The organism is Amphritea sp., assembly GCF_050300915.1.
Classification (GTDB): Bacteria; Pseudomonadota; Gammaproteobacteria; order Pseudomonadales; family Balneatricaceae; genus Amphritea.
Genome location: NZ_JBNKYN010000003.1, coordinates 53,649 through 76,412 on the forward strand (window position 1 = coordinate 53,649; position 22,764 = coordinate 76,412).

The window sequence follows — 22,764 nt, forward strand, 5'->3', positions numbered from 1 at the left end:
CTATGGGGCTGGAGCAGGCCTGGTATAAACGCAGTTCCTGGCTCTGTGTTCTACGGCCGCTGGAACTGCTTTTTCGGTGGCTTGCTGCGCGTCGACGGCAACGTTACCGTGAAGGTTTGCAAGCCAGCTGGCGTGCTCCGGTTCCGGTGATTGTTGTCGGCAATATTTCGGTAGGTGGTACCGGTAAATCGCCACTGGTGATCTGGTTGATCGAGCATCTGCGCCAGCGGGGGTTTAAGCCTGGTGTGATCAGTCGCGGATATCGGGCTAAGCCGCCGACCACTCCCTATTTTGTTACCTCAGCCTCAACGGCCGCGCAAGCAGGCGATGAGCCGCTGATGATTGTCCGACGCACCTCTGTTGCGTTGGTGATCTCCCCCGACCGGGTTGCAGCAGCACAATTATTGTTGGAACAAACCGACTGTGATCTGATTATCAGCGATGATGGTCTGCAGCATTATGCCCTCGAGCGTAGCATTGAGATTGCCGTTATTGATGGTGTCAGAGGGTTTGGCAACCGTCGCTGTTTGCCAGAGGGGCCGCTGCGGGAACCGGTGTCGCGGCTGAGGGAGGTGGACCTTATTGTGGTTAACGGCGCATCCCCCGGGACTGTGCTGGATGCGGAGTATACCGGGAAAGCGTTTTCAATGACCCTGCAGCCGGGTTGCCTGGTGTCATTAGCCTCAGGTAACGCGCTTACCGCTGATCAGTGGCGTTCTTCACGGAATGTGAATGCTGTAGCGGCCATCGGCAACCCCGCCCGTTTTAGTGATACGCTGACCGCCTTAGGGTTTAACCCCCGTTTACACCGTTTTCCTGACCATCATCACTATTCAGCCAATGAGCTATCCTTCGATGACAGCCTGTCATTGATAATGACTGAAAAAGATGCGGTAAAATGCGATCATATAGCACTTGATAATGCCTGGTATCTGCAGGTTGATGCGGTGCTGGAGGAGGGGTTTGCAACCTCACTCCAGCAGTTGCTGGGTGATTGGCTGGCTGCAGATAAGCGCGCAAAGTAACGAATATTAAAGTACGCATATAGAGGCACTAACATGGATAAAAAACTTCTTGATATCCTGGTTTGTCCGGTATCTAAAGCACCGGTTGAATGGAACAAAGAGACTAATGAACTGATTTGCCGTAGTTCTGGTCTGGCATACCCAATTCGCGATGATATTCCGGTGATGCTGGAAAGTGAGGCGCGGACACTGACGACTGACGAACGTCTGGCAAAGTAGGTTACTGCATGTCTTTTTCTGTTGTTATTCCTGCACGTTTTGGTTCGTCCCGTTTTCCTGGTAAACCGTTGGCGCTGATTGCCGGTAAACCGATGGTGCAGCACGTTTACGAGCGGGCGGTTCAGAGTGAGGCCCGGCGGGTTATTATTGCCACGGATGACCAGCGCATTGCCGATGCCGCTAAGGGGTTTGGTGCTGAGGTTTGTATGACGTCAGCTGATCACCCTTCCGGTACCGACCGGCTACAGGAAGTGGTTCATTCGCTGGGGTTTTATGCCGATGATATTGTGGTAAACGTCCAGGGGGACGAGCCGCTGATACCTCCGCGGGTGATCAATCAGGTAGCGCATAACCTCAGTGCAGTGACTGAGGCGAGTATTGCAACGCTGTGTGAGCCGATCAACGATATTGAGTCAGTACTCAACCCCAATGTGGTTAAAGTTGTGGCGGATTCCCGAGGGCGGGCGCTCTATTTTAGCCGCGCCCCCATTCCCTGGCCTAGAGATCCGTTTGCCTCGGGCTCCGGGCGTGAAGTGATGCCTGCAGGTGTCAATTTTCAGCGCCATATCGGTATCTATGCCTATCGGGTTAAACTCCTCAATGATTTTGTCCAGTGGGCGCCGGCCCCAATTGAAGAGACCGAGTGTCTGGAGCAGTTACGGGCGATGTGGAACGGTGCTGTTATCCATGTCGAAGAAGCCGATGAGCTGCCGCCTGCAGGCGTCGATACGCCAGAAGATCTTGAGCGTATTCGCCATCTGTTTGAGGGTTAAGGTGTATTAAAAAACATTTTTGCCAGCCTGAAATAGGGTGATCCGTCCATAATATTGGATGCAATGTTTGGACGGATCGATCTTTCATTCGTTTGTTTTCTTGCCAGTCAGTTGCAAAACACTGAGTTTCATTCCTCTCCCTTCCGAACTGACTTAACCTGATCGCTGTATACCGCGTGACTGCTAAATTGACTCAATCCCAATGAATGATCTCTTCGTATCGTATTTATGGGAATAGCCTGTCTGTTTTTACCCGCTTTAGTCTCATCTATTGAGATAGATCAATAGTAACAAAGCGCTTCTAATATATTTATTGCGACAATATCTCTTTATGTGAGAAAACATCTATATATTGGTATCTGGTTATATTGATTGCCGATGTTTTTTTCAAATAATGAGAATGCTGCTTATTGGTGTTTGGTGTGTCAATACCAGTTGACGATCTGTTCTGATATCACAAAGCAGTGTATGACGTTTATATCAATGAAAAGTTAGGAGCTAGAAATGAGCGGAACACTATTGGTAGCAACAGCCGGACAGGGCGTTGTAAAGAGCTCTGATAACGGTCAGAGCTGGCATCGCCTGAGTTTAGGGCAGGATATAGAGTTTGATGCGGTTACCCGCTCGCTGGATATGCACCCGGATAGTCCGGAAACAATCTATATCGGCACTGACACGGGTCTGTGTGTCAGCCGTGATGCTGGCGCTAACTGGCATCATATCGATACCCCTTTTAATGGTCAGACTGTGTGGAAAGTAGCAATCGACCCAGCAAACCCTGAGCGTATTTTTATCGGCACAGGTGCCCCATCCCGTGCGGTGCTATGGCGTACCACCGATGGTTGTCAAACCTGGGATCGGGCTCCGGTCGACATTCCTGAGTTTTGCGCGGGAGTCAATAAGCCCCGCTTACTGGCATTTTCGTTTGATCCTACCGACAGCGATAAGCTCTGGTTTGGTCTGGAAGAGGGCGGGCTGTTCAAGAGCGTTGATGGTGGCGATAGCTGGGAGCGCATCGATTCCCGTCTGCTGTGGGATTTCAACTCTGATATTCATAACGTTAATGTTCTGCCAAATCACGGTAATAAGGTTGTGGTGGTTGTCTGCGTGAATGCGATTTATACCAGTCATGATGAAGGGATGACCTGGTCTGGTCTCAATCCGACAGCAGAATACGGGCTTTACTATGCCCGGGCAACTGCAGTACCGCATGGATCTGAGGATACAATCTACGTCAGTATCTCTGATGGCACCCCCGGTACAACCAGTCAGTTACTGGTGTCCCGCGATGCCTGTCAGTCCTGGGAAGTACTGCCTCTGCCGGTTCAGCCTAACTCCTGCATCTGGGGGATTCACGTTAATCCGGCAAATCCGGAACAGATGATGATGGGGACTAAATATGGCCATCTGTTTACCAGTGATAAAGCCGGTCTGTCGTGGAAAAAAGAGTGGCGTGACTTTAGTGAGATTGCTGATGTTTTGTGGACCCCCGCCACAGCAGAGATCGCCGTAGCACATCAGTCTATTCTCAAATCGTAACAGAGGTGGTTATGGATATTAAGGTTAACAGAACCCATATCGCCCTGTTGGTGACTGATCCTGAGGCATCAGCCCTCTGGTACACCGATATTCTGGGGATGGAGCAGGTGGCGCGTAATAACGGCGACTGGATCATGATGGGGTTTGGTAAGAAGCATCATGATATCGCTTTAATAAAGGCGCCGGAAGGGGCAGAGCGTGGCACCCTCGGTCTGCAGCACTATGGCCTGGAGATCGACGGTGATGAGACCACCCTGCGCAAATTGTACGGCATGTTGCTGAGCAAAAAGGTCGACATCGTCAAAATTACCGATCATGAAATTGGCAAGGGGTTGTACTTCACCGATCCCGATGGCAACCGGCTGGAGTTTTTTCTCGAAACCGATCATGACGATGAGCGGGCAAAAGAGCGATTTAAGGCGGCCAATGCCCCAAGTCGTGAGATCGGATTAGAACCGCTATTTGATTAAGTCAGGAGCGATGCAGAGAAGAGAGCCTCTGCACCGGCCTTAGCGATTAAATTAGCTGCATAAAAATAACGCAAACGTTTTCGGAGAATAGTAGTGACTATTGAAAATACAGAAGTAGTGATCGTCGGTGGCGGGCCAAATGGTATCGCGCTAGCTAATTATATGGGGCTGTACGGTATTAATACCGTTGTGATCGAAGCCTCTGAAGAGATTCTGCCTTATCCCCGTGCGGTTGGCATGGATGATGAAGCGATGCGAGTTTTGCAGGGTGTTGGTCTGGCAGAGCCTGCGCTAAAAGATATGATCCGCAATGTGCCCCTGCGCTATTACAATGCCCGCGGCGTTTGCTTTGCTGAAGTTAAGCCCACCACCGCGAAATATGGCTGGCCGATGCGTAATATCTTTATGCAACAGCTCACTGAAGTGACCCTGCGTGAGGGGCTGGCGCGCTATGAGTGCGTTGACCTGCGTCTTGGCCACACCATGACCAGCATTACCCAGGACGCGGATAAAGTGAGCCTGGAAATAACCGATAACAGCGGTTCAAACTACACCCTTGAAGCGGCATTTGTAGTTGCCTCTGATGGTGCCCGGTCGGAAATTCGTAAACAGCTTGAGATTGATTACACGGGCCTGACTCATGAGGCTAAATGGGTCGTGGTGGATGCGGCTAATGATAAGCTTGATGCACCGTATACTGCACTTCATGCAGATCCAGAGCGTCCGTTTGTTTGTATTCATATGCCATATCAGTACCGTCGCTGGGAGTTTATGCTGCATCCGGGTGAGGATGAGGAGAAAATGTGTGAAGAAAGCCTGATTCGGGGGCTGATTCGCAAGCATATCGGCGATGCTGCAGATGATCTGGATATCGTGCGAATTCGTGCCTACACCCACAACTCACGTGTTGCATCCTCTTTCACAAAGGGGCGTGTGATGCTCTGCGGCGATGCCGCGCATATCACACCGCCGTGGGCCGGTCAGGGGCTGAATTCGGGGTTGCGTGATGTGGTCAATATCGGCTGGAAAGTGGCAGCGGCCGCCAAGGGACGTATTCCGCTGTCAGTGCTTGAAACATACGATACCGAGCGTCGTGGACATGCCACCGACCTGATCGCTCTGGCTGATAATATGGGGGCCGTGCTGGGCATGACTAACCCGATTCTGGCCGGTATTCGTGACTGGATTTTCCAGGCATCAGATTCGGTGGACAACCTGCGGGAACACCTGGTTGAATTCAAGTTTAAACCGGTTGCACATGTCACTAAGGGGATCGTTTATCACGAAACGGATGAGATCTATGCTGATAGTCTGGTCGGAAAGCTGTTTGTGCAACCGGATGTTGAAGATGCGCAGGGTAATCGTCAGAAGTTTGATGATGTTCAGGGGCCGTGGTTTTCCGTTATTGGTTACCGTACTAACCCGCTGGAGTTTGTGTCTGAAGAAAACAAAGCGTTCTGGGGTAAGCTTGAAACCCGTTATATTCAGGTGAATCGCTCCAAGAGTGGGCTTAGCTATCATGAGCGCCTTCAGGCTGACGGTGTGGTGAGTGTTGAGGATGTCGATCATGAGCTGTCAGACTGGTTTACCAGTGCGCGTGACAAAATTGTCATCGTTCGTCCGGACCGCTTTGTTGCTGCGATTACGTCACCAGGTCGCTTAAATGAAGCGTTGGATGCGCTGCGTAAAACATTATCCTGATGCTGGCTGTGTTGCGGCACTCTTGAACAGTGCTTTCAATTTGAGCAGTGCTTTGAAATTAAACCGGCCAGAGTAGGCCGGTTTTTTTGTCTCTGTTTGGTGAACTTATGCGATGCTTTACCTGACAAATCATTTTGTAGCAGTTTGTTTTATAATGCACTGCATGAGACGTTTACATCCGCGCATACTAAGTTTTCGAGAGTAAATGATTTGAAATATCAGGAAAAAAAATCAGTGCTGTTTGTCTGTCTGGGCAATATATGCCGTTCTCCTACCGCTCATGGGGTGTTTCGTGCGCTGGTAGAACAGCGGGGTATGGCTCATCTGATTGAGATCGATTCTGCTGGCACGGCTGCCTACCATATTGGTAACCCTCCAGATCACCGCTCTGTTACAGCCGCCCGTCAGCGGGGTTATGACCTGAGTGATCTGCGTGCCCGTCAGGCGATCAGCGCTGACTTTGAACATTACGACTACATTATGGCGATGGATAAAGAGAACCTGTCAAATCTTAAAGCGATCTGCCCGACAGGCTTTCAGGGCCATCTTGGTCTGTTTCTCGATCTGGCTGAACTCTCTGTCCGGGAGGTGCCTGACCCTTATTATGGCGGGCCGTCTGGTTTCGATCAGGTACTGGATCTGGTTGAAGCTGCATCTGTGGCTCTTTTGGACCGTATTGCTAAAGAGCTAAATCAATGAGTCTGCATGTTCAGGAAAACGTCTCACTTAAGCCCTATAACAGTTTTGGTTTTGATGTTTCAGCGCGCTATTTTGCGTTACTGGAGAGCATTGATCAGTTGGCTGAACTGCGAGAGTTTATTCAGCATCACGGGATTCCTGTGCTGCTGATAGGGAGCGGTAGTAATCTGGTCCTGAGTGCTGATCTGGATCTGCTGGTGGTCGTGAATAGAATTCGTGGATTAGAGATCACTGATAATCCCGATGGGACGGTCTCCGTGACTGCGGGTGGTGGCGAAGAGTGGCATCAGTTTGTTCGCTGGACCCTGGAGCAGGGCGCGTATGGTCTGGAAAATTTATCATTGATACCAGGCACCGTGGGGGCCGCACCGATTCAGAATATCGGGGCTTATGGGGTTGAGATTAAAGACCGGATGCTGAGTCTGGCAGCGTTTGATCTGGAAACCGGCGAACCGGTCATCTTTACGTCTGCCGATTGCCAGTTTGATTATCGTGACAGTATTTTTAAAAGTCGCTTTCCAGGACGTTATCTGATCACCGCCGTAACTTTTACCCTGAGTCGTGAGTTTAAACCGGTGCTCCACTATGGTGGCATTGCCGGGCAATTGGCGGACCGTGGTATAACAACACCTGAGCCATTGCAGTTGAGTGATCTTATCTGTGAGGTGCGCAATAGCAAGCTGCCTCAGCCTGAGCAGCTGGGTAATGCCGGGAGCTTTTTTAAAAATCCGGTGATATCTGAAAGTCAGGCTGGACAGTTGCAACAGGACTTTCCCGGGCTGGTTGTTTTTGCTGATAAACCGGGATATTGCAAGCTGGCTGCGGGCTGGCTGATCGACCAGTTAGGCTGGAAAGGGCGTACTCAGGGCGATGCCGGGGTCTATGAGAAGCAGGCATTGGTGCTGGTCAATCATGGTAACGCTACCGGCGCGGATATTATTGAACTGGCGGGCGCGATTCAGGCAGATGTATACAAACAATTTGGGGTGATGCTGGAGATTGAGCCTCGCTGTTATCCCTGAATAATACGGTATTAGCAACTGCTTTCTGTTGCAAATCAGGTATAAAAAAAGCCGGCGATTAGCCGGCTTTTTGATTATCACAGAGTATCAGTTATCGCTGTTTTCCTGCAGGCGAGGGTCGTTAGGTGCTCGACGCTGACGACGCTGACGGGGTGCCGCTTGCTCCGGCGCTGCTGTTGGCGGCGCTTCACGACGGGGACGGGCGGTCATCACTTCATCGGGGGCAACAACCGGAGCTGTCAGATCAGGACGCTTACGCACACGCCGACCAGCGGGTTGCTGCTCTTCCTTCTCTGTTTCAGCCTGTTCGGGTGTCTCTGAGTCAGTTGTAATCTCAATTTCTACTTCGAGAACGTCCTCGGTTGCAGTGACTGGCTCCGCAGTCGTTTCCGGTACGACAGCCACCTGCTCAGCCGATACGGTTTCAACGATATTTTCTGTTACATCGTTGTCTTCGGCTACGACTGCTTCAACGACTGGCTTTTCATCAGCGACGTCATCCGCAGCGATAGCTGCTTCAGGCGCAGGCGTTGCTTCGCTAACGGTTTCAGATACAGCGGTTTCAGGTGCTGTTGACTCTGGAACTGTTGATTCCGGAGCTACCGATTCCGGCGCTGGTGATTCCGAAACAATCACTTCAGGAGTCGCAGCGACTTCAGCTTCAGGCTGTTTATGCTGCCCGGCGTCAGCCTCGTTTTCTGTTATCGTTTCAGCGGCTACAGGCTCAGACTCTGCTGATACTACAGGCTCAGACTCTAAGGATGGCTCTGATTTTTCCACTTCAAGCGGTTGATCTTCTGCATTTACAGTAGACTCTGTTGCCGCTGACAGATCAGTTTCATCCGCCTGGGTATTGGCAGCATTATCGGCTTTTGGTCCACGACGGCGTTGACGGCGCTTGCGCGGAGCCTCTTCAGTCTTAACATCGCTCTGAGTTGTTTCTACCGAAGTGTCCACTTCTGCTTCAACCGCCAGTTGAACGGTGGTTTCTGTGGCCACCTCAGCAGTAACCAGCTGCTCATTGGTTTCTGTGTTATTGCTGTCAGTCGTACGCTTACCGCTTCGTTCGCCGCGACGGCGACGTCCACGGCGGCGCTCACCCCGGGCCCGGCCATCTTCGTTCTGCTCAGATGGCTTGTCCAGGTCGTTACTCTTCTGGGGTTCGGCTTGCTGAGTTGCGCTGCGTTGCGTGTTGTTTTGCTCTTCAGACTGGTCCTGCTGGCTGTTTTTGTCACGCTCACCGCGACGTCGGTTGCGTGAGCGGCCGCGACCTGAATCCTCAGCCGTATCATCCCGGTCGCGAGCGACCAGTGATTCGGAGGAGTCAGACAGGTTATCAATGATGGTGTCGCTGTCGCGGCGCTGATTGCGGTTGCGATCCCGATCCCGGCGATTGTTGTTGCCACCAGTCCGTTTGCGACCGCGCTGTTTCTTATTGCGCTCTTCCTGCTCCAGTTCCTGTCTGGCTTTTTCCTGTTCCAGTCGGGCTTTCTCTTTGGCATCTTCTGAGTTGCCAAATAAACCACCCAGGGCACTGAAAATACGACTGGTCAGTGATGGCGTGGCAGGTTGCTGCTGTACCGGCGCTACAGGTTGTGGTGCGGGTGCTGCCTGTGCCGGAGCGGGAGTAGAGGGTGCTACGGTGCTGACAGCGGCGCGTTCACGAATAGGCTGGGTTCTGGCCGCTTCGACTTCCAGTTCCTCCTGAGGCTCAGGCTGCAGGGTATAGCTGGCATCATTGGTGTTGATCACAGTGTGATCATCACGCAGGCGAACCACTTCGTAATGCGGTGTTTCCATGTTTGGATTGGGGACAACCACAACCCGAACTTTGTGACGTACTTCAACTTCGTGAACTTCACGACGTTTTTCGTTGAGCAGGAAGGTCGCGACAGAGACCGGCAGGATAGCGCGAATCTGCGCGGTGCGGTCTTTGGATGATTCCTCCTCAATCAGGCGCAGGATAGAGAGTGCAAGAGATTCGGTATCCCGTACAGTCCCCTGACCATTACAGCGGGGGCATACCGCGCCGCGGCTTTCGATCAGCGACGGACGCAGTCTCTGACGAGACATCTCCATCAGACCGAAGCGGGAGATACGGCCCAGCTGAACCCGGGCGCGATCCACTTTCAGCGCATCACGCATCCGGTTCTCAACTTCCCGCTGGTTCTTAATGGGGGTCATATCGATAAAGTCGATAACGATCAGGCCGCCGATATCCCGCAGGCGCAACTGTCGGGAGATCTCATCTGCGGCTTCCAGGTTGGTTTGCAGCGCGGTTTCTTCAATATCGTTGCCGCGGGTTGCACGGGCAGAGTTGATGTCGATCGATACCAGTGCTTCAGTTGGGTCTATAACAATAGAGCCACCGGATGGCAGGTGAACTTCACGCTGGAATGCGGTTTCAATCTGGCTCTCAATCTGAAAACGGTTGAACAGCGGGATCGCTTCATCATACAGCTTGATCTTGTTCTGATAGCTGGGCATCACCTGCTGCACGAAGTTCAGGGCTTCCTGATAGACCTCAGGTTTATCGATCAGCACTTCACCGATATCCTGACGCAGGTAGTCGCGGATTGCGCGGATAACCACATTGCTTTCCTGATAGATCAGGAAGGGAGCGCGGCGCTCTTCAGCAGCGCCGGTAATCGCTTCCCACAGGGTCATCAGATAATCAAGGTCCCACTGCAGCTCTTCAGAGGTGCGTCCGATGCCTGCAGTACGTACGATGGCGCCGGTCTTGGGCGGAATAGTGACGCCATCAAGCGCCTCTTTCAGCTGTTTGCGATCATCGCCTTCGATGCGGCGGGAGATGCCGCCGGCACGGGGGTTGTTTGGCATCAGCACCAGATAACGGCCTGCCAGGCTGATAAACGTTGTCAGCGCAGCACCTTTGTTGCCTCGCTCTTCCTTATCAACCTGAACAATGACCTCAGTGCCTTCGGCAATGACTTCCTTAATATTTGGGCGTCCACCTTTATCGGAGCCTTTTTTGAAGTATTCGCGGGAGATCTCTTTGAGAGGCAGAAAGCCATGACGCTCGGAGCCATATTCTACGAAAGCGGCTTCCAGGCTAGGCTCAACCCGGGTGATTTTGCCTTTGTAAATGTTGGCTTTTTTCTGCTCGCGGGAGCTGGATTCAATATCCAGATCATAAAGGCGCTGCCCGTCAACCAGGGCAACGCGCAACTCTTCTTGTTGAGTTGCGTTAATTAGCATTCTTTTCATTGTTTGTTAGCGTTCTCTTATAACACTAACGCACTTCATCCAGCCGCAAGCCACACAGAGAGGTGCCTGTAAACTAAACAGACACAAAAAGCCAAGTCTTCGTAACGACTCATGTGTTTAACTTAATGCCAGAAAGCATAGCGATGCACTCTGGTCTTATCGACGGTGAAGGAAACAGTGGCCTCATATCGACTTCTTATTTCGAGTCTGATCAGGTTGTGTCTGCCGGTTTATATTGGCAGGTTCCGGGCAACTGACATCTTCACCTCCAACTGGCTTTGTAATTCAGGGCATTGCCAGCTGGATGAAATACGTAGTAATTCTCTTAAAATTGATGCTGTACGAGGGATTCAAACCGATTATTTGCCTGATTCTACGAACTAAATTGCAAAATAATCGGGAATTTCAAATTAGCTAAAGCCAACTGCTCGCAGCAGCGCTAGAATATAGCAGCTTAAACAGATAGCATCAATCGAAAGGTCCGATATCCCATTAATATGTCAGAAGAAACAGCAGTATCAGCCCCTGCAGTCCAATGGTTTGAAATTGATTCAGAGTTAGCCGGGCAGCGGATCGATAATTTCCTGCGCACCCGTCTTAAAGGTGCCCCTAAAACCCTGATCTACCGGATTTTACGTAAAGGTGAGGTCAGGGTTAATAAAAAGCGCATTAAACCAGATTATCGTTTACAGGATGGGGACCTGGTCAGAGTGCCGCCCATCAGGCTGAGTGAAGAGAAACCTCAGGCCGCGGTCAGTGATAATCTCAAACATCTGGTTGAGAACTCAATTTTGTTTGAGGATGATGATCTTATCGTCCTGAACAAGCCCTCAGGGCTGGCGGTTCATGGTGGCAGTGGTATCAGTCTTGGGCTCATCGAGTCGATCCGCCAGATCCGTCCGGAAGCCCGGTTTCTGGAGCTGGTTCACCGGCTAGACCGGGATACGTCAGGCTGCATTATGGTGGCGAAGAAACGCAGCGCCCTGCGTTTTCTGCACGCCGCCTTACAAGCGAAGCAGATCACTAAAATCTATCATGCACTGGTAGAGGGAAAGTGGTCTGCCCGCAAAACAAAGGTCGATGCGCCGCTGCAGAAAAATGAACTAAAATCCGGTGAACGGATCGTAAAAGCCCATCCGTTGGGAAAACCTTCGCTCACCGAATATAAAGTTTTACAGCGTTTTGATGGTGTGGCGACACTGGTTGAGGCGCGACCAATCACCGGTCGGACTCACCAGATTCGGGTGCATTGTCAGTTTGCCGGGCACCCCATAATTGGTGATGATAAATATGGTACTGACCCGGTAAACCGGGAGATGAAAGGGTATGGAATCCGCCGGTTGTTTCTTCATGCTGCTGAGCTACGAGTACCTCTGCCATCCGGTGGCAGAAAAATTTTCTACGCGCCCTTGGGGGATGAGTTAGAAAATGGATTAAAAAATTTGCAGAAAATTGACGGGCAACCATCTGCCCGGTAAGGCGTTATTAATGAGTCAACAGATTAGTACTGAAGAGTTTAATAAAGCAGCTGATGCGATGCTGAAAAGTGGTCGTCCACCCAATACGGATGATCTGGCAAAGGTGCTCGGGGTAGGGGCGGAACAGCTGGAGGCACTGCTGGAGCAGTGGTGGTCCGTGTTGCCTGATCGCATGCGCATGTATGGTGATTCCTCGCCTAAAATGCCTGAGCTGCCCGAGTCCTTAGTTCATAGTTTCGAGTCAATGTGGCAGCTTGCTGTGCAGGAAGCGCAGTCTTCCCTGGCGACGGATAAGCAGTATCAGCAACTCGCCAGTGAGGACGCCCGGCGCCACTCTGAAACTGAACTGTTTAAAGCCCAGAGTCAGCAGGCAGAGATGGATCAGAATGTTCGCGACCTGCAGCAGCAACTGGTGCAGGAGAGACATCAGATTCAGGTGCTGGAAGCCGAGATCTCTGTGCTGAAAATTAATCTGGGAACCGCAACCTCTGAACAAAAAGCAGAGGAGCAACGCCGTCTGAATGTGGAACAGGAGTTGAACCTGTTGCAGAAAAAAATGGACGATTCTAAGCGAACCTTTGATCAGCGCATTGTCGATGAGCAGCGCCACAGCCTTGAGCAGGTCGCTAAGGTAGAGGCTGATACTCGCTATTATCGCAATGCCCTGGAAAAATTTCGCGATGAGTGTGGTCGGAAAGAGTCCGCTCTGACTAAAGACATTCATAATCTTCAGGCGCTGGTGGCGAAGAAGGATGTCAAGCTGGAAACTTCTGCGACCCAGATTAAAACCCTGGAGGCCGAACTTAAACGCTATAAGACCGAAGATAGCCAGAATGGCCGGGAACGCAGCCAGTTAAGCAGTCTGCTGCTCTCGGAACAGAACCGCAGTAAGCGTCTTGACGATAAAGTCAATGAAGTGAAGGAGGAGCTGAAGCGGGTAAATCAGAAAAACCTGCTGGCGGTCAACGATGCGGCGCGGCGTGAGAACATGCTTCGGGGGCAGGTGAAAGACAAAACGGAGGAGGTAATGCGTGCCACTGCACGGCTGGCCACGCTGGAAAAGAAAATCACCTCGTGTGAGGAAGAGATTCGTAAGCTGCGCAACCGGCTAAGCTGAAAGTGTGGCGTTATGGTGTTAATCACTTTACCTCCTGCTTAGCCTGGTTAAAGGATTAAAGGCAGAAGATAGGTTTTCCGAAAACGGTAACAGTGTATTATAATCAATAGTTATTAAAATACAGTTTTATCGTTGTTGGAGGTATAAATGAAGCTGCAACAGTTGCGTTACATCTGGGAAGTGGCCCGGCATGATCTCAATGTCTCGGCGACTGCGCAGAGCCTCTATACGTCCCAGCCGGGTATCAGTAAGCAGATTCGGCTGTTGGAAGATGAGCTGGGGGTTGAAGTGTTTGCCCGTAGCGGCAAACACCTCACCCGGGTAACCCCTGCCGGTGAAGCGATTCTTGAGGTGGCCGGTGATATTCTGCGGAAAGTGGAAAGCATCAAGCAGGTTGCTCAGGAGTTTAGTGACGAAAAAATGGGGAGTCTTGATCTGGCAACAACCCATACTCAGGCCCGCTACGCACTGCCTCAGACGATTAATAATTTTATGAAGAACTATCCGGATGTTTCCCTGCATATGCATCAGGGTACGCCGATGCAGATTGCTGAAATGGCGGCTAACGGGGTGGTGGACTTTGCCATCGCCACTGAAGCAATGTCACATTTTAATGATCTGATTATGATGCCCTGTTACCGTTGGAACCGTTCCGTGGTTGTGCCGAAGGACCACCCCCTTGCGCAGGTAACAAAACTGACCTTACAGGATGTTGCTCAGTTTCCCATCGTCACTTACGTGTTTGGCTTTACCGGCCGTTCAAAACTGGATGATGCTTTCAGCCGGGAAGGGTTAGAGCCGAAAGTGGTGTTCACTGCGGTGGATTCAGATGTTATTAAAACCTATGTCCGTCTTGGACTGGGGGTGGGTATTATTGCCAGTATGGCATTTGATGAAAAACAGGATAGTGATCTGGTGCGTCTGGATGCCAGCCATCTGTTTGATTACAGCACCACCAAGATCGGTTTCCGTAAAGGCACCTTCCTGCGGGGCTATATGTATGATTTCATTCAGCAGTTTGCGCCACATCTGACAGCGGATGTGGTTAAACAGGTACAGTCCTGTAGCAGTCGTGCCGAGATCGAAGAGATATTTGCCCATCAGCAACTACCGGATCTCTGATTAGCGGTTTATCTTCTACACTATTCTGCCAGAAAGCCTCTCATGAGGCTTTTTCTATTTTAATCCCGGGAACCGATCCGTTGGCCAGATGCTTCACACTTACTTTTAATCTTTCTGAGGCTGCGATTGCTGGGGTCACTGATCGATTTCCACTGCTATTGAGCGAGTTTTTGCGCTCACGACTGACCGCTGCAGATGGCTTGAGATTGCCGGAACTATTTGCCGGTGGTTATATCTGTATCAACCGCACGGCGGTGTCCGCCGATTATATGCTCAGCGGTGTTGAACAGGTTAGTTTGAGTTTGCCCGGCCACACAGAGGACAGGGTAGATACGGGGTGGCGTTTACTGTGGCAGAATCATGAGCTGCTTGTGGTGTATAAGCCGCCGCTTTTGCCCGTGAGTCGTACCACCCGTAATCTCTATAACACGCTGATCTCTCTGGTACGTCGGCAGACACCCTACTATGATGCCCGTTTATTACACCGTCTGGATACTGAGACCTCCGGTCTGGTGGTGCTGGCTAAGGATGTGGCTGCTGATCGATACTGGAAACCCCGACTTAGCGAGCTTATTCGTGCCAAGGTCTATCACGCCTGGGTTGAGGGGCGACCTGACTGGCAGGAAAAACTGATGGAGTGTCAGTTATCCGGGCAGTCGGGCAGTGCGATCCGTAGTCAGGTGTATGTTGTCGACCAAGATGGCGGAGATTACAGCAAACCTCGTTCCAGTAAGACGCAGTTTCGTCTGATACGCAGTGATGCAGACCGGTCCCTGATTGAGTGCCGCTTGTATACCGGGCGCAAGCATCAGATTCGCGCCCAGCTGAGCTATCTGGGTCACCCGTTAGTCGGGGATAAAATATATGCTCACCATGGGCGTTTTTATCTCAAGAGAATTGAGCAAGGCCTGGATGAAAATGACTTTGCGCAGCTGGGTAGCGGCTATCATCTGCTACAGGCAGTTGAGTTAACACTGGCTATTGATGGCGCGATGGTCACCATCAGCCTGCCTGAAGAGCTGCGCCTGCTGCCCGCTGCTGTACAGCCGGTTCATAACTGAAACGGCTGTTTTCGCTATTAGAATGCGGCCATCAGTTTGCGATAACTGTTGCAGCGATCTTCGAAACCGTGGGTAACGTTTACTAGCATCAGCTCCTCTGCATGATAGTGTTGCGCCAGTAACTGTAGCTCTTCACGACACTCAGCAGGTGATCCGCTGACCACCGAATCAAGGGTTTCCTGATAATAAGCCTGATCCGATAGCGGCAGTTTGTTATAAAGACTGAGCGCCTCTTCAGGACTACGGAGGTGCTCGCGAATACCATGACGGAATGCCATCACCTTCCAGTACATATTGGGTGCGGCCAGATAGGCGGCTTCCTCCTTGCTGTCGGCGCAGAGGCAGGCGATTGAGAGAATGGTCTGTGGCTGCTCCAGCCCCCGGCCATTAGGCCGGAATCTGGCTTTATAGCGCTCAAAGATCTCCGCTGGCCGCTCATGAGTGCCTATAAATAGTGCCAGAACGAAGCCCAGACCGAGCTCAGCAGCCAGATCAACACTGCCGCTGCTGGACCCCAGTGTCCATAGTTGTGGGGCGGTGGCATTGATCGGCGTGGCATTAATGCCGAAAAATGGATGCTCTTCGGGTAGATTGTCATGTAAGAAGCCACTTAGGTCACTCAGCAGGTGAGGGTATAGCTCTGCCGTGTTGGGCTTGTTCGGAAAAGCCAGCGCTCTGCTGGTCAGGTCAGTGCCGCCGGGCGCGCGGCCAACGCCCAGGTCGATTCTTCCCGGATTAAGCGCTTCCAGGGTGCGAAACACTTCGGCAACTTTCAAGGGGCTATAGTGAGATAGCATGACGCCGCCGCTGCCGACGCGAATCTTTTGCGTATTCTGGGCGATATGGGCAATCAGAATCTCCGGGCAGGAGCTGGAATAGCTGGCCGTGTCATGGTGTTCAGCAATCCAGAAACGGTGATAACCCAACTCTTCGCACAGCTGCGCCAGGCGGGTGGAGTAGTGCAGTCCCTGGCTTTGAGGCTGGCCGTTATGAGCTGGTGACTGGTCAACGACGCTAAGCTTAAGCTTCATCTGTCGCTCCTGCCGGGCTTAACCCTGCCTGATTGATGGCTGCCAGGGCAATCATCTTATCCTCAGCTGCACTGCCACCGGAGATACCGATTCCGCCGATCAGCTTGCCCTGATGAAAGACCGGTTCACCACCGGCAAACAGAATCAGGCCGCCATTGGTTTGCTCAAAACTGTCCAGTTGTTGTTGCCGTACCAGCTGGCCGAGAGCCTCGGTGGGGGCGCCGAAAAGTACTGCGCTGCGGGCTTTCTTCTGGGCAATCTCTACTGATCCCAGAGGTGAGCCATCCATGCGCTGAAAGGCGCAGAGGTTGCCGCCAGAATCGCAGATCGCGATATTCACATTGACATCGGTGTTGCGAGCGGTGGTGATCGCCAGAGTCAGCAGTTGCTGGCTTTGTTCAGATAACATCTATTCAACCTCTATATTCAGTTTTTTAAGTCGATACGCCAGTGTCGGGCGGGTGATGCCCAGCATACGGGCGGCTTCAGCAACATTGTTGTCCGCTTGTAACAGCGCATATCGCACCAGCGCTTCCTCGATTTTTTCCATCGAGCCCTGTTGCTCAAGTGCCTGCCTGGTCCAGTTAAGCTCTTCGTTCTCTGGCGACAGGGTGGGGCTTTCAATCAGCGTGCCAGACCTGGACAGCACCTGGCTGCTGCTGTCCTGATGGATATTGGGAAACAGATATTCGGCATCAATGGTTTCGTTATCTTCCGCCAGAATTACTCCCCGCTCGATTATGTTTTCCAGTTCACGGATATTGCCGGGCCAGTCATAGTTAAGCAGCGCCTTGGTTGCCAGGTCTGAGAGTCCAAGGGTTTTTTTGTTGTAAGTTGCTTCATATTTCTGCAGAAAGTGCGCTGTCAGCATGGAGATATCCTCGCGGCGCTGACGCAATGGGGGGATATCGATCGGGTAGACATTCAGACGGTAGTAAAGGTCTGCTCTGAAACGGCCAGCTTCAACCGCTTTGATCAGCGATTCATTGGTTGCAGCGATAACCCGGACATCGACTTTGCGGGTACGGAAGTCGCCCACCCGCTCCAGCTCGCCCTCTTGTAACACCCGTAACAAAGCCGCCTGCGCACGGGGGCTGAGTTCGACAACCTCATCAAGAAAGATGCTTCCCAGATGGGCGCGTTCGAAGCGTCCCTCGCGGGTATTGTTGGCACCGGTAAATGCGCCTTTCTCAACCCCAAACAGTTCCGCTTCAATCAGGTCGGGGGGGATAGCAGCGCAATTGACGGCGATAAAGGGTTGGGCTGCGCGACCAGAGCTTTCATGGATACCTTTTGCTACCAGCTCTTTACCGACACCGGTTTCACCCTGCAGCAGCACTGATACCTTACCGGTTGCCGCTTTTTTCACCAGTTTGCAAACCTGCTTAAACCCTTCTGATTTGCCAATCAGGTTGTCGATGTAAGTTGAGTCTTCCACCTTGTGGCGCAGTTCGGTGACCTGGCTCTGAAGGTCGTAAAGCTCCTCAATGATTGGAGCGGTTTTAAAGTAGTCGCGGTAGGTTTGATAGTCGTCCCATTCAGTGGCCGGCCGGCCTTCGAAGAGACACTGATGGTCGCCGCAGCCGCGACAGTGGGTCTCTTTAAAGATGATCTCCTGCCCCAGTAGTTCTGAAGCGAAGCTGCTGGTATGGCCTACCAGTGCCCAGCAGGCAGGGCCGTCTGTCAGGCCCAGTTCAGAGATAAACATCTCTGCCTCGTAAGAGTCATGCATATTCAGCAAGGCGTAGAAATGCTGGTTGTCAGGATCGATCTCCAGCTTGAGCTCCTCAACCTTTACCGAGCCTTTCAGGGAGTCCAGTTGAAAACCGGTACGGAACAGCTCCAGAGGCTCAAGGTCACCGGCCAGCCGCTTAACCAGTTCGGCGTCTTTCTGTCCCAGGCTGTAGCCCAGGCGCATGAAAAAACCTTTGGCTCGCTCCAGGCCAACGGTGAGTATCTGCTCTTTGCGAAAGGTCGTCAGTGACGCCATCTGCATTAACAGCATGCGCTGTTCGCCAAACCAGACGGTACCGTCATGGTTCTGGAATCTGACCTGCTTTGACAGCTGTTTGATATCAGGATGCTTTATATTCAGATGTTTGGTTGCGATATTCATTAAATAAGCACTCTGGATTGTTATGATTATGATCAAATCATCATATATGATTGCCTATATAAAAAGATGATGCTGATATGTAATATATGATCCCAAATATGGGTTTATGGTGATCAAATGAACTATCAGGATCTGTTTATCTTTCTGAAGGTGGTTGAGCGGGGCAGTTTTCTGTCTGCCTCAGAATCCTTATCGGTGCCAACATCAACCGTCAGCCGTAAGGTTCAGCAGCTGGAGAGTGATCTTGGCTACAAGCTGATGCATCGTAGTGCTCGCAAAATGGTGCTGACAGAGGCGGGAGTTAAATTTTATAACCGCTGCCAGCCGCTTTTTACTGAGCTGGAGTCTGCCACTAAAGAGCTTGATGATGAACTGATGGAGCCTTCAGGGCTGTTGCGGGTGACTGCACCGGTCAGCCTTACCAACGATCTGCTGGCAGAGTGGTTTTTTAAGTTTATGGAGCGCTTTCCACGTATCAATCTGGAACTGATCGTGGTTAACCGCAATATCGACCTGGTGGAGGAGGGGATTGATGTGGCGTTTCGCATCGGTGAGGTGCGACTACAGAACTGGATATCAAGACCGCTGTTGCAATCAAGCTTCAGTGTCTGCGCCAGCGAGGACTATCTGCGGCGGCGGGGAGCACCAAAACATCCTCAGGATCTGTATCACCACACTCTGATTTTAACCCGCAGGAATCCGGTCTGGCAGTTCAGTAAAGGGGAGGAAACGGTCAGGATCGATGGTCATGCGCGGATGAAGGTGGATGAGCTGAATATTGCGGCGCGGGCGGCCGAGCATGGGCTGGGTATTGCGAATCTGCCTGATTATGTTGTGACTAAATCATTGGCAGCAGGCCGCTTGACCCGGCTGATGCCGGGCTGGCAGCCACACCCGCGGGAGGTTCATATGTTATACCCTGAACGCAAATATATTCCCGGTAAGGTGCGGCTGTTTATCGAGTTCGTGATGTTCCACGCAAACGAAAAACGCTTTAGCTGATCTGTTTGCTGGCGATCAGTTTGTCGGCTTCGTAGTACTGCGGCCAATATTTTTTTACCACCTCACCCGAGCTGTCAAAGGTATGGCAAGTGTTAAGGGTGTGGGGGCGGTGCTCCTCACTGGACTCGTGACTTCTGGCCTCCCGGGCCTGATGGGTTGCCTGAAATGCGGTGGTTGCCACCGGGCCAAGCAGCTCCAGCAGATGGGTGCAACCATGGGTGCCGCCAAACAGTTCTTTGCACTGTTTGGTGAATCCGGGGGCTATTCTCAGACCGATCAGCTGTTTGTAAGCATCGGTAATTGAGGGGCAGATTGTGAATGGGGTGTGTTCCATGCTGGCCACAGCATCGAGGATATTGAAATCCAGGTCGATGGTGATCCGGATCGACATATCGTGGATCGGCTCACCGGCTGCCACCGGACTCAGGCTGCGGTCACGGAGTGTAATCGGTATGGTTTTGATATCGGTCAGATGGCCTTCGATATCCCAAAGCCCGTCAGCCCTCTCAAATCCCTGACAGGTGACGGTGCGGGTGTGAATCTTGGTGCGTTTAACGGCTTGAGGTAGCGGCATAGAATCTGTTCTTTCTGATAGTAATAGTGTCGTCGGCGGCCGGTTTTCAGGCTCGCCTGGTAAACTATTAATTCCATAAACTGTTGTGGCTTGCAATGTTTTGTTGCAGTTGCTTACAAGCCACCAAAGCGTTTGTAAAAGCGGGGAGCGGGTTCAGGCAGTGGGCCGTCGGCGGTCTCCTGAGTAGAGGACAGGTGCGCTTCAGCTCCCTTATAGATCAACCGGTAGATATTGCGGCACAGCACTCGGGCGGATGTTCCGCTCCAGTCTGCGGGCAGTAGTTTTTCCGGCAGCTGAGGGTCTCTTAGCAGAATTCTGCGGTAGTGATGGATCATCAGGATACGAAGCTGAAAGCATTGCTCGGGGTCCAGCTCGGGCTGCGCTTCTAAGGCTCTGAGAATCGGCCTGAAGCGTTCCAGAAACGCCTGATAGCCTTCCGCCAGCTGATCAAGGTTCCAGCACTCATGTACCAGTTCTTTCAGAGGTGAAGAGGTTTGATTGCCGACCAGCTCTGAGCGCATATGAATGACATCATTAAGAACACATAGCTCCTGCAGGGTGGTATTAACATCGGTTATATCAGCCATTGGATGGGCCATGAAGCTGGGCGCAATATTGCCAAATCCAAGCCATTCGAGCTCTTTTTTGACCACCTTGCGCAGCTCGTTATCAAGCTGAGTGGTGATAATCATATCCCATTTGCCGTCCCATTCGGGGTAAAGCTCGGCATAGATCCGTCTGAACGCGACTTCAAATCTCCGGCGTCCGGTGTCAGTAAGACTGTAAAAACTCTTACGTCCAACCTGACTTGATGCCAGCCAGCCATCTTTTGTCAGTCGGAAAATTGATGTTCTCACCAACCGCTGATTAAGTCCCAGTGGCTCCAGCAGTTTGATCAAACTTCCCAGCCAGACTGTTCCTCCTCGGGGCGATATCGCATCGCCATAGATGGTGATAATTAAAGAACCACCCCGGATAGGGCGCTGGTTCTTGAACTCATCAACCAGCTCTTCAATACAACGAAGTTTGCTCATTCGGTACTCATACAATCAGAACGGGAAGGGGTATCCAAATCAAATAAGACATATTATCAGTGGATATTACCAGTATTTCACAGAGTTTATGTGCAAAAAATAGCGCCATCAACATGAGAGGCGGTAATTATATCCAACAGGGTCGGTTGGTAAGTTGATACGTCAGTGTTAACTATTGGGTGCTATGCTGATGAAAGGTGCGATCAGCGGATGTTAAAAACCTTACTCAGAAAGAGGAATACTCTGACTAGCTGTTTACGAACAAAATTTATTAAGTTAACATGTTAACTAAATAGCGTTGGCAGAACTGTCAGCGAGCGATTAAGAAAAACAGTATGCAACATTACTGATACATATTTGTTTTATTGTAATGATGGAAATGTATCACGTTGTTGGTTATGATTCGAATGACCTTATAGCAGAGATGCTCGGGTAAATTTAATAATAAATAGGGGCAAAGCCCCAATAATCTCTCATAAAAATAAGTGACGTTATAAACGTCGAAGAGATAGCCAGGAGATAGACCGAATGACAAAAATGACTTTCCTCAAGACAGCTACTGCAGTTGCTTTAGGCGTATCCTTTTCCGTAAGTGCAATGGCTGAAACCACACTGCGTGTAGCGAGCTGGCTGCCACCGACCCATCCGCAGAATGCTGTTGTCTGGCCAACCTGGGCTAAGTGGGTTGAAGATGCCACTGAAGGTCGGGTTAAGGTTGAGATCGAGTATGGACTGGGCCATCCAAAAACCATGTTTGAGCTGGTAGAAGACGGTGTTGTTGATGCTTCCTGGAGCTATCACGGCTATGTGCCAGGTCGCTTTAAACTAACCCAGGCAGTTGAACAGCCATTGCTGGGTGCCAGTGCTGAGGCAGCATCTGTGGCCCATTGGCGTGTACATCAGAAGTACTTCGCTAAGGCCAACGAGCATGATGGCCTGGAGGTCATCGGTCTGTTTACTCATGGTCCGGGTCAGATCCATCTTGCTAATCCAATCTCATCGTTGTCTGAACTGAGTGGTAAAAAGATCCGTTTAGGCGGGGGTGTTCAGGGCGAGATCGGCGCACGTATGGGCGTAACTGCAGTGGGTGCGCCAGCGCCAAAAGTGTATGAGATGATGCAACAGGGCGTTATCGATGGCGTCTTTATTCCTATGGGCGAGCAGAAATCTCTGCGTCTGCATGAAGTTGCCCGCAACGTGGTTGCACTGCCGGGGGGTATGTACCTGGGTAGTTTCGGCATTTTCATGAATCCTGACTTCCTTGAGGGGCTTGATGCGAAAGATCGTGAAGCCATTCTCAGTGTTTCCGGTGAAAAACTCTCTGCAATGGCAGGTCGCGCCTGGGATGCTGCCGATGTTGAAGGACTCAAAGCAGCAGAGGAAAATGGTGTGAATGTTGTTATGGTCAAGCCTGGAGAGCCTATGGCAGAAGAGTTTAAGGCGCTGACCGTGGGTATGGATGAGGCATTTTACGAATCTGTAGCTGATCGTGGTGTGGATGCAAAAGCAGCTCTGGCTGAGCTGCGGCAAATCGCCCGCAGCTATAAGTAAGG

Annotated in this window: 20 protein-coding genes; 14 read left to right on the plus strand and 6 right to left on the minus strand. The window is 51.4% G+C overall.

What is annotated here, in order from left to right; genetic code table 11:
* The first annotated feature begins 2 nt into the window (after positions 1 to 2).
* The 8 genes from lpxK (at position 3) to murB (ending at position 7,448) form a co-directional block, all read left to right on the plus strand.
* A complete protein-coding gene (gene lpxK / locus ACQY8X_RS01255) occupies positions 3 to 1,025 on the plus strand; it encodes a tetraacyldisaccharide 4'-kinase (protein WP_428033320.1) in 1,023 nt (340 codons plus the stop codon).
* Between the two features lie 33 nt (positions 1,026 to 1,058).
* On the plus strand, positions 1,059 to 1,244 hold the full coding sequence (locus tag ACQY8X_RS01260; RefSeq protein WP_299201835.1) for a Trm112 family protein: 186 nt from the start codon (positions 1,059 to 1,061) through the stop codon (positions 1,242 to 1,244).
* Between the two features lie 8 nt (positions 1,245 to 1,252).
* Positions 1,253 to 2,017 (plus strand): 3-deoxy-manno-octulosonate cytidylyltransferase, encoded by a 765-nt coding sequence (gene kdsB, locus ACQY8X_RS01265; RefSeq protein WP_428033321.1) that lies wholly within the window; start codon positions 1,253 to 1,255, stop codon positions 2,015 to 2,017.
* Between the two features lie 504 nt (positions 2,018 to 2,521).
* A complete protein-coding gene (locus ACQY8X_RS01270) occupies positions 2,522 to 3,556 on the plus strand; it encodes a WD40/YVTN/BNR-like repeat-containing protein (protein ID WP_428033322.1) in 1,035 nt (344 codons plus the stop codon).
* A gap of 11 nt (positions 3,557 to 3,567) precedes the next feature.
* The gene (locus ACQY8X_RS01275; protein WP_428033323.1) at positions 3,568 to 4,026 is read left to right on the plus strand and encodes a VOC family protein; all 459 of its coding nucleotides are present in this window, start codon (positions 3,568 to 3,570) and stop codon (positions 4,024 to 4,026) included.
* A gap of 93 nt (positions 4,027 to 4,119) precedes the next feature.
* Complete coding sequence (locus ACQY8X_RS01280; RefSeq protein WP_428033324.1) at positions 4,120 to 5,727, plus strand: bifunctional 3-(3-hydroxy-phenyl)propionate/3-hydroxycinnamic acid hydroxylase; 1,608 nt, start codon at positions 4,120 to 4,122, stop codon at positions 5,725 to 5,727.
* A 210-nt stretch (positions 5,728 to 5,937) separates the two neighbouring features.
* On the plus strand, positions 5,938 to 6,426 hold the full coding sequence (locus tag ACQY8X_RS01285) for a low molecular weight protein-tyrosine-phosphatase (protein ID WP_428033325.1): 489 nt from the start codon (positions 5,938 to 5,940) through the stop codon (positions 6,424 to 6,426).
* Complete coding sequence (gene murB / locus ACQY8X_RS01290) at positions 6,423 to 7,448, plus strand: UDP-N-acetylmuramate dehydrogenase (RefSeq protein WP_428033326.1); 1,026 nt, start codon at positions 6,423 to 6,425, stop codon at positions 7,446 to 7,448. The genes ACQY8X_RS01285 and murB overlap by 4 nt, the downstream gene beginning before the upstream one ends.
* A gap of 87 nt (positions 7,449 to 7,535) precedes the next feature.
* Here murB and rne read toward each other — a convergent pair whose 3' ends face one another.
* Positions 7,536 to 10,676: a ribonuclease E gene (gene rne, locus ACQY8X_RS01295; RefSeq protein ID WP_428033327.1), complete on the minus strand. Its 3,141-nt coding sequence runs from the start codon at positions 10,674 to 10,676 to the stop codon at positions 7,536 to 7,538.
* A gap of 497 nt (positions 10,677 to 11,173) precedes the next feature.
* On the opposite strand from rne, the gene rluC reads away from it, so the two are divergent.
* The 4 genes from rluC (at position 11,174) to ACQY8X_RS01315 (ending at position 15,454) form a co-directional block, all read left to right on the plus strand.
* The gene (gene rluC / locus ACQY8X_RS01300) at positions 11,174 to 12,154 is read left to right on the plus strand and encodes a 23S rRNA pseudouridine(955/2504/2580) synthase RluC (protein WP_428033328.1); all 981 of its coding nucleotides are present in this window, start codon (positions 11,174 to 11,176) and stop codon (positions 12,152 to 12,154) included.
* 10 nt (positions 12,155 to 12,164) lie between these two features.
* Entirely contained in the window at positions 12,165 to 13,271 is a 1,107-nt protein-coding gene (locus tag ACQY8X_RS01305; RefSeq protein ID WP_428033329.1) for a hypothetical protein, read from the plus strand.
* A gap of 147 nt (positions 13,272 to 13,418) precedes the next feature.
* Positions 13,419 to 14,393 (plus strand): HTH-type transcriptional regulator CysB, encoded by a 975-nt coding sequence (cysB, locus tag ACQY8X_RS01310; RefSeq protein WP_428033330.1) that lies wholly within the window; start codon positions 13,419 to 13,421, stop codon positions 14,391 to 14,393.
* 170 nt (positions 14,394 to 14,563) lie between these two features.
* Complete coding sequence (locus tag ACQY8X_RS01315) at positions 14,564 to 15,454, plus strand: RluA family pseudouridine synthase (protein ID WP_428033331.1); 891 nt, start codon at positions 14,564 to 14,566, stop codon at positions 15,452 to 15,454.
* A 17-nt stretch (positions 15,455 to 15,471) separates the two neighbouring features.
* On the opposite strand, the gene ACQY8X_RS01320 is transcribed toward ACQY8X_RS01315, so the two are convergent.
* The 3 genes from ACQY8X_RS01320 to ACQY8X_RS01330 are packed head-to-tail and all read right to left on the minus strand — an operon-like array spanning position 15,472 to position 18,601.
* Entirely contained in the window at positions 15,472 to 16,485 is a 1,014-nt protein-coding gene (locus ACQY8X_RS01320) for an LLM class flavin-dependent oxidoreductase (RefSeq protein WP_428033332.1), read from the minus strand.
* Positions 16,475 to 16,894, minus strand: coding sequence for a GlcG/HbpS family heme-binding protein (locus tag ACQY8X_RS01325; RefSeq protein WP_428033333.1), 420 nt, complete (start codon positions 16,892 to 16,894; stop codon positions 16,475 to 16,477). Before ACQY8X_RS01325 ends, ACQY8X_RS01320 begins: the two co-directional genes overlap by 11 nt.
* The gene (locus ACQY8X_RS01330; protein WP_428033334.1) at positions 16,895 to 18,601 is read right to left on the minus strand and encodes a sigma 54-interacting transcriptional regulator; all 1,707 of its coding nucleotides are present in this window, start codon (positions 18,599 to 18,601) and stop codon (positions 16,895 to 16,897) included. It lies immediately after the preceding gene.
* Between the two features lie 117 nt (positions 18,602 to 18,718).
* Here ACQY8X_RS01330 and ACQY8X_RS01335 point away from each other — a divergent pair, with 117 nt between their 5' ends.
* On the plus strand, positions 18,719 to 19,603 hold the full coding sequence (locus ACQY8X_RS01335) for a LysR family transcriptional regulator (protein WP_428033335.1): 885 nt from the start codon (positions 18,719 to 18,721) through the stop codon (positions 19,601 to 19,603).
* On the opposite strand, the gene ACQY8X_RS01340 is transcribed toward ACQY8X_RS01335, so the two are convergent.
* Together ACQY8X_RS01340 and paaX are read right to left on the minus strand one after the other, a co-directional pair.
* Positions 19,596 to 20,177 carry a DUF2889 domain-containing protein gene (locus ACQY8X_RS01340; protein ID WP_428033336.1) on the minus strand — a complete coding sequence of 194 codons (582 nt, stop codon included), beginning with the start codon at positions 20,175 to 20,177 and terminating at the stop codon, positions 19,596 to 19,598. The genes ACQY8X_RS01335 and ACQY8X_RS01340 overlap by 8 nt on opposite strands.
* Positions 20,178 to 20,290: 113 nt before the next feature.
* Entirely contained in the window at positions 20,291 to 21,211 is a 921-nt protein-coding gene (gene paaX, locus ACQY8X_RS01345; protein WP_428033337.1) for a phenylacetic acid degradation operon negative regulatory protein PaaX, read from the minus strand.
* Between the two features lie 528 nt (positions 21,212 to 21,739).
* Between paaX and ACQY8X_RS01350 the strand changes: the two genes are divergently transcribed.
* Positions 21,740 to 22,762 (plus strand): TRAP transporter substrate-binding protein, encoded by a 1,023-nt coding sequence (locus ACQY8X_RS01350; protein ID WP_428033338.1) that lies wholly within the window; start codon positions 21,740 to 21,742, stop codon positions 22,760 to 22,762.
* Positions 22,763 to 22,764: the final 2 nt, after the last annotated feature.